This window comes from Actinomadura sp. 21ATH (assembly GCF_041951345.1).
In the GTDB taxonomy this organism is placed as follows: domain Bacteria; phylum Actinomycetota; class Actinomycetes; order Streptosporangiales; family Streptosporangiaceae; genus Spirillospora.
The window spans coordinates 171,156-183,841 of the sequence record NZ_JBGNUR010000011.1 but is presented as its reverse complement, the minus strand read 5'-3'; the positions used below and the strand labels follow the sequence as shown (position 1 = coordinate 183,841).

Annotated in this window: 12 protein-coding genes; 7 read left to right on the top strand and 5 right to left on the bottom strand. The window is 74.8% G+C overall.

Annotation, left to right across the window (positions count from 1 at the left end):
• The first annotated feature begins 187 nt into the window (after window positions 1-187).
• Window positions 188-1,519 carry a tannase/feruloyl esterase family alpha/beta hydrolase gene (locus tag ACA361_RS28275; RefSeq protein ID WP_375016791.1) on the top strand — a complete coding sequence of 444 codons (1,332 nt, stop codon included), beginning with the start codon at window positions 188-190 and terminating at the stop codon, window positions 1,517-1,519.
• Window positions 1,520-1,620: 101 nt separating this feature from the next.
• Here ACA361_RS28275 and ACA361_RS28270 read toward each other — a convergent pair whose 3' ends face one another.
• Window positions 1,621-2,007, bottom strand: coding sequence for an alpha/beta fold hydrolase (locus tag ACA361_RS28270; RefSeq protein WP_375016917.1), 387 nt, complete (start codon window positions 2,005-2,007; stop codon window positions 1,621-1,623).
• Window positions 2,008-2,272: 265 nt separating this feature from the next.
• A complete protein-coding gene (locus ACA361_RS28265; RefSeq protein WP_375016789.1) occupies window positions 2,273-2,821 on the bottom strand; it encodes a dihydrofolate reductase family protein in 549 nt (182 codons plus the stop codon).
• A 149-nt stretch (window positions 2,822-2,970) separates the two neighbouring features.
• Between ACA361_RS28265 and ACA361_RS28260 the strand changes: the two genes are divergently transcribed.
• Window positions 2,971-4,866 (top strand): WD40 repeat domain-containing protein, encoded by a 1,896-nt coding sequence (locus ACA361_RS28260; RefSeq protein WP_375016788.1) that lies wholly within the window; start codon window positions 2,971-2,973, stop codon window positions 4,864-4,866.
• 1 nt (window position 4,867) lies between these two features.
• Here the strand turns inward: ACA361_RS28260 and ACA361_RS28255 are convergent, their stop codons facing one another.
• The 3 genes from ACA361_RS28255 to ACA361_RS28245 form a co-directional block, all read right to left on the bottom strand.
• A complete protein-coding gene (locus tag ACA361_RS28255; protein WP_375016786.1) occupies window positions 4,868-5,218 on the bottom strand; it encodes a DoxX family protein in 351 nt (116 codons plus the stop codon).
• A gap of 4 nt (window positions 5,219-5,222) precedes the next feature.
• Complete coding sequence (locus ACA361_RS28250; RefSeq protein WP_375016784.1) at window positions 5,223-6,083, bottom strand: sigma-70 family RNA polymerase sigma factor; 861 nt, start codon at window positions 6,081-6,083, stop codon at window positions 5,223-5,225.
• Window positions 6,084-6,202: 119 nt separating this feature from the next.
• The gene (locus ACA361_RS28245) at window positions 6,203-7,225 is read right to left on the bottom strand and encodes a PHP domain-containing protein (RefSeq protein WP_375016782.1); all 1,023 of its coding nucleotides are present in this window, start codon (window positions 7,223-7,225) and stop codon (window positions 6,203-6,205) included.
• An 82-nt stretch (window positions 7,226-7,307) separates the two neighbouring features.
• Between ACA361_RS28245 and ACA361_RS28240 the strand changes: the two genes are divergently transcribed.
• The 5 genes from ACA361_RS28240 to ACA361_RS28220 all read left to right on the top strand — a co-directional run bounded on the left by ACA361_RS28240 (window position 7,308) and on the right by ACA361_RS28220 (window position 12,674).
• Window positions 7,308-8,648: a sensor histidine kinase gene (locus tag ACA361_RS28240; RefSeq protein ID WP_375016781.1), complete on the top strand. Its 1,341-nt coding sequence runs from the start codon at window positions 7,308-7,310 to the stop codon at window positions 8,646-8,648.
• A complete protein-coding gene (locus tag ACA361_RS28235; RefSeq protein ID WP_375016779.1) occupies window positions 8,645-9,328 on the top strand; it encodes a response regulator in 684 nt (227 codons plus the stop codon). Before ACA361_RS28240 ends, ACA361_RS28235 begins: the two co-directional genes overlap by 4 nt.
• A 117-nt stretch (window positions 9,329-9,445) precedes the next feature.
• Window positions 9,446-10,408 carry an alpha/beta hydrolase gene (locus ACA361_RS28230; RefSeq protein WP_375016777.1) on the top strand — a complete coding sequence of 321 codons (963 nt, stop codon included), beginning with the start codon at window positions 9,446-9,448 and terminating at the stop codon, window positions 10,406-10,408.
• Window positions 10,392-11,564 (top strand): acyltransferase, encoded by a 1,173-nt coding sequence (locus ACA361_RS28225; RefSeq protein WP_375016775.1) that lies wholly within the window; start codon window positions 10,392-10,394, stop codon window positions 11,562-11,564. The genes ACA361_RS28230 and ACA361_RS28225 overlap by 17 nt, the downstream gene beginning before the upstream one ends.
• 87 nt (window positions 11,565-11,651) lie before the next feature.
• Entirely contained in the window at window positions 11,652-12,674 is a 1,023-nt protein-coding gene (locus tag ACA361_RS28220; RefSeq protein ID WP_375016774.1) for an alpha/beta hydrolase, read from the top strand.
• Window positions 12,675-12,686 lie beyond the last annotated feature (12 nt).

Sequence of the window (12,686 nt, the reverse complement as noted above, 5' to 3'; positions counted from 1 at the left end):
ACACGCTGCGGAGCCTGGGAAGACATGCGCTGACCTGCGGACATGTGGAGGCCCTTCGCGGTACGTCCGGCCCGACGTGGCGGCGACCCCCATCCGGGCAACGGAAAGAGTGGGCCGCGCCGACGTGGTCCCGTCCCCCGGCCGGTCGGCAGCATGGCGCGCGTCCGCCGACGTTCCGGGAGGCGCCATGTCCACCGTCCGCCGCTCAACGGCCGCCCTGGCGGCACTGCCCGCCTTGCTGGCGCCCGCCGCACCCGCCCACGCCATGCACGCCAACCCCGTGGCCGGCTGCGCCCGCCCGCCCGCGGTCCCCGGCGCGGAACGCCAGGTCGCCGCCTGCCTGGACGACCTCACCACCGCGGGCACGGTCGCGTCGGGCCACACCGTTCCCGCCGACTGGGCCGGCCTGCACCCGGCCGGCACGCGCAACCCGCGCGGCGTGCCCGGGATGCAGATCGACGGCTACTTCCCGGACGACTCCGCGTTCAACACCCACCACGGCTGGAACCACGACTCCCAGTTCGTGATCCGCCTGCCCGAGAGGTGGAACGGCGGCCTCGTCGTCTCCGGCTCCCCGGGCACCCGCCGCCAGTACGCGAACGACGTCACCGTCTCCGACTGGGTGCTCGCCAAGGGCTACGCGTTCGCGTCCACCGACAAGGGCAACGGCGGCGCGGACTTCCACCGTGACGGCCGCCGTCCCGGCGACGCCATCGCCGAATGGAACGACCGCACCACCCAGCTGGCCCGCGCCGCGAAGGCCGCGGTCGCGCAGCGCTACGGGCGGGCCCCGCGCCGCACGTACGCGGCGGGCATCTCCAACGGCGGCTACCTCGTCCGCTGGCAGCTGGAGAACCGTCCCGGCCTCTACGACGGCGGCATCGACGCCGAGGGCACGCTATGGCGCCCGGACGGCCCGCACCTGCTCACCTACCTGCCGCCCGCCCTCCGCGCGTACCCGGCGTACGCCTCCACCGGCTCCCCCGAGGCCCACGCGCGGATCGTCGACGCCGGTTACACGCCCGGTTCCGAATTCCTCTGGGATTACCACTTCAACGTCTACTGGGGCCTCACTCAGCGCATCTACCGCGAAGAGCTGGACCCGGCGTACGAGGGCGACGAAACCGATTACGACTACGCGTCCCGCCCCAAGCAGGTGCGCCAGGCCGTCGCCCGCATCTCCCTCACCGGCCGCATTCGCAAACCGATGCTCACATTGCACGGAACGTACGACGCCCTCCTGCCCATCACCAAGAACTCCGACCTGTACGCGTCAATGGTCCGCGCCCAAGGAAAGAGCCGCATGCACCGCTACTACAGGCTCGAAGGAGGCAACCACGTCGACGGCCTGTACGGCGCGTACCCCGGCAAGCTCCGCCCGCTCCTCCCCTGCATGCGCGCGGCCTTCACGGCCCTCGAACGCTGGACGTCCCTCAACGGCGAAACGCCCCCGCCCAGCACCACGCTCCCCCGCCCCGCGACCGGCGACCTGGCGAACGACTGCACCCTGAACAGCTGATCTCTCATTCCGCGTCCACGATCTCACCCTCCGTGACATCTGAAAGGGAAAGCGGCGGCGGACGCGGCCCGCGACCGGGTGCTCGCCTCGGCCGCGAGCGACTACGAGTACGGGATGAACGTCCACCTGCACGAGGCGCTGTGCACGGTGACGAAGTGCGGCGTCGACCGGGGGGCGGCGCCGTCGCCGTTGAAGGTGGCGGCGAACCTGCCCATCGCCGCGCCGCGGCCCTGCTCGCGGTAGGTGTCGCGGACGTCCTGGAACGCCGCCCGCCAGTGCGCGGCGTCGTCCAGGATCTCGGGGATCGGCGGTTCGTGCGCGATCAGGGCGCGGACCTGGCCGGGGTGGCGGGCCGCCAGGTCCAGGGCGGTGAGCGCGCCGCCGCTCATGCCGAGCACGTAGGCGGGCTCGCCGGTCAGGGCGGCGAGCAGGAGGTGGGCGTCCCGGCCGAAGTCCGCGACGCTCTGGTCGGCGGCCGGGCCGGTCAGCGGGCTGCGCGACAGCCTTGCGGAAGGGTTCGCTCCAGAAGTCCTCCAGCCCCGTCGCGGTTTGCACGGTCTCGGAGATCCCGGCCCGTCCCTGGACCAGGACGGCGGGCCCGCCGCCGGCGAAGGCCGCTCAGGACGAACTCCGCGGCCTCGGGCTTCCAGAGGAACACCATCGGCCAGGTGACCGGGGTGCCGTCCGCGGCCGGGGTGGCCATCTCGCAGGACAGCACGCGCCGGAACACCTCGTCCACGTGATCGGGCGGATTCATCGGTGCTCGGATCCCTGCTTCTCCACGGTGTAGCGCAGCTGGGCGAAGCCGCCGCCGGCGTCGGCGGCCGAGTCCAGGCGCAGCGGGACGTCCTCGGCCAGCTCGCCGAAGAGCCGGTGCCCGGAGCCGATCAGCACCGGGGCGACGCTGATGATGAAGCGCTCGACGCGCCCGGCGCGAACGAAGCTCTGGATGAGTCGCCCGCCGTCGGGGTAGACGTGCTCGATCCCGCGCTCGTCGAGGTCGGCGATCAGCGCGTCCAAGTCGCGGTACACGGTGACGCGCGGGTCGGCGTCCAGCGGCAGGGTGGTGCTCAGGACGGCGACATGGCGGTCGCCGAAGTGCCAGCTCTCCTCGCCGAAGCCGACGACCTTCTCGTAGGTGTTGCGGCCCATGACCACGGCGTCGACCGTGTCGAAGAAGTCGGTGAAGCCCAGGTCGCCGGCCTTCTCGCCGCGGGCGGTCAGCCATTCGATGTCGTCGTCGGGGCGGGCGATGTAGCCGTCGAGGCTGGTGCCGATGAAGACGGTGGCGGTGAAGGTCAAGGGTTCCTCCCGGGCGGTCGTTCGAGGTCGCGGGCTCTCGCCCGCTGGGATCGAGACTACCAGGTTTATAAATGCTCGTTCATTTATAAACCTGTGTGCCACGTCATACCAGCCCGCGCCGTCGTAGGTGATCACTAAGGTGCACGGCCATGGACCTTCGAGACACGACGGTGGTGGTGCACGACGGCCCGCGGGCGTGGACGCCCGCTGAGGTGAGGGAGCGGCTGGAGACCCTCGGGGCGCGGGTCGAGGGCGCGGTGACCGAGGCCACGGACGTGCTGTTCACCCGCTGGCCGGACGACGCCGGCGAGCACCGCGTCGCGGTGCTGACCGAGACCGCCCTGTACGAGGCCCTGCTGGACGGCGCGCCCGCCCCCTCCAAGGACGGGGTCTTCCTGAGCGAGGTGCCGGAACGGGCCGGGCCGCAGGAGCTGCTCGACCTGCTGCGGGACGCGGACTGGACGGCGTTCTCCCCGGAACGCGACCTTCCGCCGCTGCGGGAACGGCTGGCCGGGCTGGAGCGGGAGCACGGCGTCACCGGGGCCCACCGGTACGCGACGGAACGGCTGCGCGAGCGCGGCGCGCGGCTGCGCCACCCGTACATCGGGTGGGAGGGCGAGTTCAACGACTACGCGCTGAGCCCGTGCGGCCGGTACCTGGCCACCGGGCAGTGGGGGCCCGACGAGGGGCCGCTGCAGATCTGGGAGATGGCCGCCGGGCGCCTCGTCAACAAGATCGACATGGGCGAGCAGGGCGCCGGCTGGTCCGGGCACCGCGACACCCTCCAGTGGTCGCCGGACGGCACCCGCCTGGCCGTGGCGTTCAACACGAACATGGTCGGCCTCTGGGACCCCTTCGGTGAGCGCGTCAACCCCTACGGCGACGCGAGCGTGACCGACGGGAAGGACTCCCCGCCCGACTTCGCGCTGGCGCCCGACGGGCGCCGCGCCTACATCTCGATGCGTACCGGGCACGAGGTCATGGGCTGCGTGGCCCGCCTGGACCAGGGCCATGTCTTCTACGTCGACCACTCCGGCCATCTCGAAGGCCCGCGGCCGGAGACGTTCCCCGAGCCGCTGCCGGCGGAGTTCAAGCGGCGGACCGGCCACGACGCGTGGTTCTTCCGGCGGGTGCGCTGGTCGCGGGACGGCACCCGGCTGCTCGGGTTCAACGGCGAGTGGGCCGCCGCGATCGACGTGCCGGGCGGCCGGATGCGCTGGCTGGCGCGTACGGGCGGCGGGTTCGTCGAATGGAGTCCGGACGACCGGCGGTTCGCGGCGATCGCCGCCGCCGGGGGCGGGCACGGCCTGCTGACCGTCTTCGACGCCGGAACGGGCGAGACCGTCGGCGAACCGGTCCGGCGGCTCGACGGGACCCTGCACTGGGGCATGCGCGGGGACGAGGCGCGGCTGGCGGTCGTGGCGGCGGGCGGCCGCGGCGCCGACGTCTACGACGAGGACGGCCGGCACCGCCACCACCTGCCCATCGACACGACCGAGCGCATCGGCGCCGGCTACTGGGACGGCCCGGAGCGGCCCTGGGCCTGGGCGCCGTCCGGCGAGCACGCGGCGTGCCTGACGTCGGACGGGCGGATCGAGGTGTGGTCGCTCGGGGACGAGGCGGCGCTCGTCCGGTCGATCGTCGTCCCGGAGGAGATCGGGGCGGTGCTGTGGGGCGCCGGCGGGGTGCTGGCCGCGGTCGGCGGGACGCGTCTGCGGTTCGTTCGCGCGCTGACCGGCGAGGTCGTCGGCGACTTCGTGATCGGCCGGGACGACGAGGGCCTGTGCCCGGTGGTGGCGGAGGAGGATCTCCACGGCGTGCACGAGGCGGACGTCTTCCCGCTCGACGACGACACCTGGTGCGCGCTGGCGAGCCCGGCGGCGGGCCGCGGCGCGGCCCTGGTCGTCGCGCCGGAGGAGCGGCGTGACGACCTCGACGGGGTGCTCGCCTGGGTGGTGGACCGCCGCTTCGCCTGGCCCGTCCGCTGGGGGAGCCTGGACGTCGTGGAGGACGGCGAGGCCGCCCGCGGCCTGCTGGCCGGCTGACTCAGTGCGCGACGGCCAGGGTCAGCGAGGCGGCGGCCAGGGCGAAGTAGGTGCCCGGGAACGCGATGTTGTAGAAGACGCGGGCGCGCACGTGGGCGATGAGGGCGCCCAGGAAGAACAGCACGAGGCCGGCGGCCGCGGCGACGCCGAGCGCGGGGTAGGCGACGAGGCCGGCCAGGAGGCCGGCCGCGCCCGCGCCCTTCAGGGCGGCCAGGTACGGCAGCCACGAGGGCGGCAGGCCCACTTCGGCGGAGTTGGCGAGGACGAATCTCGCCTTCGCGAAGTCGGCGACGGTGATCGCGGCGTTCGCGATGATGGTGGCGATGGCGACGGTGACGTAGGCGGCGTACATGGTGTCAGTCCTCGATTCGCAGCAGGGCGAGCCGCCGCGGGTCGGCGATCACGTCGTAGTGGACGATGCGGCCGGAGGCGATCCGGAAGACCAGCGCGGCCTCCAGGTCGCGGCCGGACCGGACGGCGATCCCCGGCCGCCCGTCGATCGTGGCCGGGCGGGCGCGGCCGGCCGTGGCGCGCAGCGCGCGGGTCTCGGCGATCACGGCCCGCGCCCCGCTGACGCGCTGGGCGGCGCCGGCCGGCAGGGCCTGCGGGTCGGCGGTACGGGTGACGGCCGGGTCCAGCAGCCGGACCAGGCCGTCCAGGTCGCCCTCGCGGGCCGCCCGCAGGAACGCGCTCACGACCCGGCGGGCCTCGCCGGGATCGGCGCCGGGCGGGTCCGCGGGCCGGCGGACCCGGCCGCGGGCCCGGCTGGCCAGCTTCTTGGCCGAGCCGGGGGTGGTCCCGAGCACGTGCGCGATCTCGTCGAACGGGATCCCGAACGCGTCGTGCAGGACGAGCGCGACCCGCTGCGGCGGCGTCAGCTCGTCCAGGACGACCGTGAACGCCTCGGTCAGCTCGCTCGCCAGCAGCGCCACCTCCTCGGGGCCCTCGGGTCCATCCCCTCCCGGGGCCGGCGCGGGCTCCTCGCGCGGGTACTCGCGCGTGCGGCGCAGCGCGTCCAGGCACAGGCGCGTCACCACGGTCGTCAGCCAGGCCGGGACGTTCCGGATCTCTCCGGGATCGGCGCGGGCGTACCTGAGCCACGCCTCCTGCACCGCGTCCTGGGCGTCGGCGTCCGAGCCGAGGATCCGGAACGCCACCGCCAGCAGCCGCGGCCGCTCCCGCGCGTAGACCGCCTCCCGGTCCGCGTCGCCGTCCATGCGTCGCCTCCTGTCGTCCCTTGAGGATCCGAGAAGATCCGTCCGTATTGACGCGGCCGCGGCACGGAAGGTGACTCCGGCTGGCAGGCCGGCCGGCGGTCGCTCGGTGCGGTCTCGGCTCAGGCGCGGGTCCAGGCGAGCAGGTCGCCGACGGGGAGGGTGTTGACGACCCGGCCGGCGGGGACGCCGCAGCGGGCGGCGCGCTCGCAGCCGTACGGCTGCCAGTCGAGCTGGCCGGGGGCGTGCGCGTCGGAGTCGATCGAGAACCGGCAGCCGGCCTCCACCGCCAGGCGCAGCAGCCGCTTGGGCGGGTCGAGCCGCTCCGGCCGGGAGTTGATCTCCACGGCGACGTCGTAGGCGGCGCAGGCGTCGAAGACCAGGGCCGCGTCGAACTCCGACTCCGGGCGCAGCCCGCCGCGCTTCCCGCCCGCCTTGACGATGCGCCCGGTGCAGTGGCCGAGGACGTTCACGCGCGGGTTCGCGATGGCGGCGACCATCCGCTCGGTCATCGCGACGCGGTCCATCCGCAGCTTGGAGTGGACGCTGGCGACGACGACGTCCAGCCGGTCGAGGAGGTCCGGGTCCTGGTCGAGGGTGCCGTCGTCCAGGATGTCGGCCTCGATGCCGGTCAGGATCCGGAACGGTGCCAGCTCCCCGTTCAGTTCCGCGACCACGTCGAGCTGGCGGCGCAGCCGGTCGGCGGACAGGCCGTTGGCGACCTTGAGGCGGGGCGAGTGGTCGGTCAGCGCGAGGTAGTCGTGGCCGATGGAGCGCGCCGCCTCGGCCATCTCGCGGATCGGGGAGCCGCCGTCGGACCAGTCGCTGTGGGTGTGCAGATCGCCCTTGAGCGCGGACCGCAGCGCCGCCGCCGCCTCGTCCGGCGGCTCGCCCTCGGTGGCCTCCAGGCGCCGCAGGTAGACGGGCGTCTCGCCGCGCAGCGCCTCCTCGATCACCAGCGCGGTGACCTTGCCGATCCCGTCGAGATCGGTGAGCGTGCCCGCGCGGGTGCGCGACTCCAGCTCGGCGGGCGGCAGCTCCGCGGCGACGCCGGCGGCCTTGCGGAAGGCCCGGACGCGGTAGGTCGGCTCGTGCGCGCGTTCGAGCAGGAAGGCGATCCGGCGCAGGGCCTCGGCGGGTTCCACGCTGGGACCGTACCCAGGTACTACGCCGCCATGGCACCGTGGTGGCATTCGGAGTGCCCGGCACCCGCTCTAGCCTGGGCGCATGTCCAGCGAGAACCCCGGCGGCGCCGGAGAGACCCTGCGGCTCATGACCCGTCCCATCGCCTGGCCGCTGGCCGCGCTGGTGACCGGGCGGGCCGACCCGCCGCTCCCCGCCGACCGGCCCTGGCCCGCCTGGCTGGGCTGGACGCGGCGGTTGCGGCTCGACCGGGTGCCGTACGGCCGGGCGACCCAGCTGCTCGACGTGGCCGTCGCGGTGGCCACCCTGTTCGGGACGTACTCGCTGCTGCAGAACCAGACCGCGATCACCGAGCCGTACGCCCCCCACTGGTACCTGTTCGCGTGCTCGTTCGCGCTGGCGGTGCCGCTGGCGCTGCGGCAGCGGCATCCGGTCGGGGCGTTCCGGGTGTCGGCGTTCGCGATGCTGGTCACCACGATGCACGGCTGGATGCTGGACTCGGCGAACGACATGCCGTACGTGCCCGGCGGCGTCTTCGTCCTCATCCTCGTCCTGTACACGCTCGCGGTGCGCAGCCCGCGCGGCGTCACGATCGGCGCGGGGCTGGCGCTGTGGGTCGTGACGTTCCTCGTCGACCAGCAGAACCCGGCCGGGCCCGCGGTGGTGATCGTGCTGCCGCTGCTCGCCGGCTCGCTCGTCCGGCAGCGCCACCTCGCGTACCGGGAGCTGGTCGAGCGGGACGAGGCCGCCCAGCGCGAGCTGGCCGAGCAGGAGAAGCGGCACCGCGACACCGAGGCGGTGCTGAAGGAGCGGCAGCGGATCGCCCGCGAGCTGCACGACGTGGTCGCCCACCACATGTCGATGATCGCGATCCAGGCGGAGGCGGCGCCGTACACGGTGCCGGAGGTGCCCGACAAGATCCGCTCCGACCTGAAGGAGATCCGCGCGACCGCGCTGGACGCGCTCACCGAGATGCGCCGCATCCTGGGCGTGCTCCGCTCGGAGGACGGCATGGAGCGGGCCCCGCAGCCCGGCCTGGAACGGCTCGACACGCTCATCTCCGGCACCCACGGCAGCGGGCTGTCCCTGCACACCAAGGTGGTCGGCGACCTGGACGAGGTGCCGCAGGGCGTCAGCATCACCGCGTACCGGATCCTCCAGGAGGCGCTCAGCAACGCGATGCGGCACGCGCCCGGGTCCAGGGTGGACGTCGAGCTGATCCAGAAAGAGGGCATACTCCTCCTCAGCGTCATCAACGGCCCGCCGTCCGGCGCGCAGTCCACGATCTCGCCGCCCGGCAGCGGGCACGGGCTGGTGGGCATGCGGGAGCGGGCCTCGATGCTGAACGGCGGGCTGACCGCCAAGGCCACCCCCGAAGGAGGATTCGCCGTGACCGCCACCCTGCCGCTGAAGCCGCGGGCATGACGATCCGGGTAGTGATCGTCGACGACCAGGGCATGGTCCGCACCGGGTTCGGGGTGCTCCTCAACGCCCAGCCCGACATCGAGGTGGCCGGCGAGGCGGTGAACGGTGAGGAGGGCCTGCGGGTCATCGCGGAGCTGCGCCCCGACGTCGTCCTGATGGACGTGCGGATGCCGGTCATGGACGGCCTGGAGGCCACCCGCCGGCTCCTCGGCGGCGACGCGGCCGGCGCGCCCGGCGATCCCGCCCGGCCGAAGGTGCTGATGCTGACCACCTTCGACCTCGACGACTACGTGTACGAGGCGCTGCGCGCCGGGGCCAGCGGGTTCCTGCTCAAGGACGCCTCCGCGGCCGAGCTGTCGGACGCCGTCCGGGTGGTCGCCGAGGGCAACGCGCTGCTGTCCCCGTCCATCACCAAGCGGCTGATCGCCGAGTTCTCCCGGCTGGGCGCCCCGCGCGCGCCCACCCGCAAGCGGCTGGACGAGCTGACCGAGCGCGAGACCGAGGTGCTGACCCTGGTCGCGCGCGGGCTGTCCAACGGCGAGATCGCCGACGAGCTGGTCGTCGCGGAGCAGACCGTGAAGACCCACTTCGGCCGCGTCCTGATGAAGCTCGGCCTGCGCGACCGCCCGCAGGCGATCGTCTTCGCGTACGAGACGGGCCTCGTCCGCCCCGGCGACTGACCCGCGTAGTACCCCGGTCGTACGGGGGAAGACGGCTCTTCGGGTTGATCACCGCTACGGGCCGCGGTTCCTAGCTTCCTACTCAGTGAACCACTCGCTGAGCAGGAAGGACGCGCCGTGCGCCGCAGGACCCGCAACAGGAGCATCGCAGCGTCGCTGACGCTGGCCGCGCTCGCGACGACCGCGGCGCCGGTGACGTACCGGGAGCCGTACGCCGCCCCCGCCTCCATCCCGGAGCCGACCTCCGCGTCCGCGCTCACCGACCTGTACGCGGCGGTCGAGCGGAACATCCGGAAGGCCCGCTCGACCGCGGTGGCGGCCGGCGACACCGACCGGGCCGGGACGATGACCCGCTTCCTGGCGCCCGGCCGCCGGTTCCTGGCGTTCGACCCGCGCGGGAGCGGCCGCGCCGTCGAGGTGAACGGCGACCTCGCGCGCGCCGGCCGGATCGCGGTCGTCGTGCCGGGCGCGGACGGCCTGCTCACCAACTTCGAGTCGCAGAAGTGGGCCGGCGGCGGCGCCCGCACCCTGCACCGGCGGGCCGCCGAGGTCGCGCCGGAGGTGCGGCTGGCGACGGTCGGCTGGCTCGGGTACGACTCGCCGTCCACCCGCAGCACGGCCGTCGTCAGCGACGGCCGCGCCGACGACGCCGCCCGCGCGCTGGCCCGCTTCGTGACCGGGCTGCGCCGCGTCAACCCCGGCGCCGAGGTCGCGCTGCTGTGCCACAGCTACGGCTCGGTGGTCTGCGCCAAGGCGGCGCCGCGGCTCGCCCGTTCCCAGGTGGACGAGGTCGCGCTGTACGGCAGCCCCGGCGTGGACGCCCGCTCGGCCGCCGCGTTCCGGCCCGCCGCGCGGCTGTGGACGGCCCGCGCGGGCGGCGACTGGACGCGGTTCGTCCCCAAGTTCCGGCTCTTCGGGCTCGGCTTCGGCGCCGACCCGGCGGCCGTCGGCGCCGCGCGGTTCGACGCCGGCGGCGGCACGCACAGCTCGTACCTGCTGCCCGGCTCCCCCTCGCTGCGCAACCTCACCATGATCGCGCTCGGCCGTGACTCGGAGGTCACCCATGCTCGCAACGCCTGACCGCCGGACCGGCCGGACCGGCCGGCCGGGGCTGGCCGCCCGCATCGGCGCGGCCACGCCCCCGAACCGGGACCGGGCGGTGGACGCCCTGCGCGCGTTCGCGATCCTCGGCGTCGTCCTCGGGCACTGGCTCGTCACGGCGTTCGTCGCCACCGGCGGCGGCGAGGGCCTGCGGGTCGCCAGCCCGCTGAAGTCGATGCCCGGCTTCACGCCCGTCTCCTGGGTGCTCCAGACGCTCGCGGTGTTCTTCCTGGTCGGCGGCTACACGGCGGCCAAGGGGTACCGGGCCGGCGAGCCGTGGGGCCCCTGGGCGCGGCGCCGGGCCGCGCGGCTGCTGCGGCCCGTGCCGGTGCTGCTGCTGGCCTGGATCCCCGCGACGGCCGCGCTGCTGTGGGCCGGGTTCTCCGGCGACACCGCGCGCGTCCTGGTGAAGCTGGTGCTCAGCCCGCTGTGGTTCCTGCTCGTGTACGGGGCGCTGACGGCGCTCACCCCGCTGTTCACCGCCCTCTGGAACCGGCTCGGCGTCGCCGGCGTGCTGCTGCCGCTGGCCGCGACCGCCGCCGTCGACGCCGCCCGCTTCGGCCTCGGCGGGCCGCAGTGGCTCGGCTGGGCGACCCTCCTCACCGGCTGGCTCGTCCCCTTCTACCTCGGGATCGCCTGGGCGAACGGGGCGCTGGCCGCGCGCCGCACCGGCGCGGCCATGCTCGCCGGCGGTGCCGCCGCCACCGCCGCGCTCGTCCTGTACGCGGGGTACCCGGCGAGCATGGTCGGGGTCCCGGGCGCCGAGGTCTCCAACCTCAACCCGCCCACGCTCGCGGCCGTCGCGTTCGGGATCGCGCAGGCCGGGCTGGCGCTGCTGCTCCGCGAGCCGCTGCGGCGCTGGATGGAGCGGCCGCGCCCCTGGGCCGCGGTCGCGCTGGCCAACATGTCGGCCATGACCGTCTTCCTGTGGCACCAGACCGCGATGATGGCCGTCACGGTCGGCGGCCTGCTCCTCTTCGGCGCGGTCCCGGGGCTGCACTCGGTGCCCGGCGACGCCGGCTGGGCGCTGGCCCGGCTGGGCTGGCTGCCGGCCTTCGCCGCCGCGCTGGCCGCGTTCTGGGCGCTCGCCCACCGCTTCGAGCGGCCGCGCGGCGGGGCCCGATCCCAACCTTGAGGGCGGTCCGTACATCTCATCCGAGAACACGCAGGACGACCCCCGGATGCCCCGACCACCGCCGGGCATCCGGTAGAAAGGCGGACCATGCCGCCGCCCCGCCAGACGCCCCAGCGTGCCCGACGGCTGCGACGGGCCCTCGCCGGCCTCGCGACGATCGCGGGGATCATGCTGGCCACCGCGGGCACGGGCCACGCCGCCCCGTACGCCCCGCCGCCGCCCGTACCCGAACTCGCCCCGTCAACGCTGGACGCCCGGTACGCCGCCGAGCGCCGCGCCATCGAGGCGGCGCTGCGCACCGCGCACGAGATCGGCGACCGGGAGCGGGCCCGGGCGCTCGGCGGCTTCCTCCGGCCGGGACGGCGCTTCCTGTACTTCGACCCGCGCGGCCGGGGCCGGGCGGTCGAGGTCGTCGGCGACCTGGCGCGGGCGCGCCGGATCGCCGTGCTCGTCCCCGGCGCCGACACCACGCTGGCCACGTTCGACGACCGGGCGGGCAAGCCGTGGTCCACGCCCGGCGGCGGCGCGCGCTCCCTCTACCGGCAGGCGGCGGGGGTCGAGCCGGGCCCCGGCCTCGCGGTGGTCGCCTGGCTCGGGTACGCGGCGCCGCGCACGTTCAGCGGCGACGTGCTCACCGACGAGCGCGCCGCCCGCGGGGGCCGCGAGCTGCGCCGCTTCCTCGGCGACCTGCACGAGGCCGGCCCGCGCGCCTCGGTCGCCCTGCTGTGCCACAGCTACGGCTCGGTCGTGTGCGGCCGCGCCGGGCTCGACGGGCGCGGCCCGGAGGCGGCCGGCCGGCGGCGGGTCACCGACATCGCGCTGTTCGGCAGCCCCGGCACCGCCGCCCGGTCGGCGTACGGGCTCGGCCGCGCCGCCCGCGTCTGGGCCGGGCGCGGCGCGTCCGACTGGACGGAGGACGTCCCGCACGTGCGCGTCCTCGGCCTCGGCCTCGGGCCCGACCCGGTGTCGCCGGAGTTCGGCGCGCGCGTCTTCCGGGCCGGGGGCGGCGGGCACAGCGACTACCTGGCGCCCGGATCGCCGTCGCTGCGCAATCTGGCCGGCATCGCGCTCGGCCGGCCGGATCAGGTGACCCAGGTCACCCGGGCGTGACTCCGGCCCGTC

Bases quoted from the DNA above. Each gene is read 5' to 3' on its own strand.
- ACA361_RS28260 (WP_375016788.1), top strand. From the start codon at position 2,971: ATGGACCTTCGAGACACGACGGTGGTGGTGCACGACGGCCCGCGGGCG.
- ACA361_RS28225 (WP_375016775.1), top strand. From the start codon at position 10,392: ATGCTCGCAACGCCTGACCGCCGGACCGGCCGGACCGGCCGGCCGGGG.
- ACA361_RS28220 (WP_375016774.1), top strand. From the start codon at position 11,652: ATGCCGCCGCCCCGCCAGACGCCCCAGCGTGCCCGACGGCTGCGACGG.
- ACA361_RS28250 (WP_375016784.1), bottom strand. From the start codon at position 6,083: ATGGACGGCGACGCGGACCGGGAGGCGGTCTACGCGCGGGAGCGGCCG.
- ACA361_RS28255 (WP_375016786.1), bottom strand. From the start codon at position 5,218: ATGTACGCCGCCTACGTCACCGTCGCCATCGCCACCATCATCGCGAAC.
- ACA361_RS28275 (WP_375016791.1), top strand. From the start codon at position 188: ATGTCCACCGTCCGCCGCTCAACGGCCGCCCTGGCGGCACTGCCCGCC.
- ACA361_RS28240 (WP_375016781.1), top strand. From the start codon at position 7,308: ATGTCCAGCGAGAACCCCGGCGGCGCCGGAGAGACCCTGCGGCTCATG.
- ACA361_RS28235 (WP_375016779.1), top strand. From the start codon at position 8,645: ATGACGATCCGGGTAGTGATCGTCGACGACCAGGGCATGGTCCGCACC.